Here is a 1,132-nt window from a genome sequence, read left to right as displayed (position 1 = left end):
GGGCATCAAAGGCGCGGTTGGTCAGGCGGCGCGGACCAGCCAGCAGCCCCTCCTCCCGCTCCACATTATCAGGCAGCGGACGGGGTGGCATCGCCTCACGGTATCCTCCGAATTCGCCAGCCGGCCCGTCGATAGCCCAGTCCCGCTGAGCCACGGCAGGCGGCGAGCTCGCTGGCGGCGCCGAGTGCCTGTCATTCCTCGCCTCGGCTGAGCGCCGGTTCTCAGGCGGCAGGATGTCCTCGACTCGGCTCAGGGCCACAGACTGCGACTGGGGCAGAGCAACCCTGTAGCCGAGCTCCTGGGCGACACCCTGCAGGCTCCGGCCCGCCGCCCGGCCCGCTTCCAGGCCATGGCAGATGCTAAAGTACAGGGCATGGAAGTTGGCGTTCTGGCGGATGGTCTCACGGCTCTCCTTCGTGGCGAACGGCGCGAGATAGAACGCCATGGTACGTCCGTTCTTCTCGGCCACAATCGCCGGCTTGGTTCGCGAGCAGTACACATACCCGTTCTCCTCACTGAGTTCCCTGCGTCCGCTTGAGCTGGCATGGAAGGTTTTCACCCGGGTCTGCATGAGCGTGCCCTCCCCTGTCCTGGTCAGAGGAGAAGCCGACAGGATGGCGAACTCGTCGCAGCCATCAGGGCGGCAGAGGCCGCGGATGATGTCCGCACGATCATAGGTCTGGGCGAGGGCTGGGGGCGCGAGCACGAAGGCAAGGGCAACAAGAGGTCTGAGCATTGGTGGCCTTGGGCGAGCTGATGGTTAACGAAGCGTCACCTCCGACGTCGCGTACGAATGTGACGATTTCAGGCCGGTCCGCCCATGGTATCTGGCGGCGATAGCCGCGACGCCCCTTCGGCCGCGAAGGGATGCAAGACGTCCGGAAGTCCTGCCGTGGGCTTGGATCAGTCCGAGCGTTTTTGTCCCGATGAGGACCCGAGCATCAGGAGCGTCTTTCATATCAGGCGATCTGAGCGGCCTTGGCCTGCTCGCGACCGCCGTCGTCAGGGGCTGTGTCGCAGATTCCGTGTGCGGGCGGGGATGGCGTACCCCGGCAATGGGCGCCGAGCCTGTCGTTGTTCTCGCCTGCCTGCGAAAACCTGCCGCAAAGTTCTGCAAAACGTGGACCTGTGC

At 65.1% G+C, this 1,132-nt stretch carries 1 protein-coding gene; it reads right to left on the bottom strand.

The genetic code is table 11. From position 1 onward, the window contains the following. On the bottom strand, nucleotides 1-736 hold a 736-nt coding region (locus KBI52_RS01410; protein ID WP_210804859.1), incomplete at its 3' end, for a hypothetical protein. Between the last annotated feature and the right edge of the window lie 396 nt (nucleotides 737-1,132).

This window comes from Microvirga sp. HBU67558 (genome assembly GCF_018069605.1).
GTDB classification, from domain to species: domain Bacteria; phylum Pseudomonadota; class Alphaproteobacteria; order Rhizobiales; family Beijerinckiaceae; genus Microvirga; species Microvirga terrae.
Note: the sequence above shows the minus strand (reverse complement) of the source record. Positions and strands in the feature narration are given on the sequence as shown.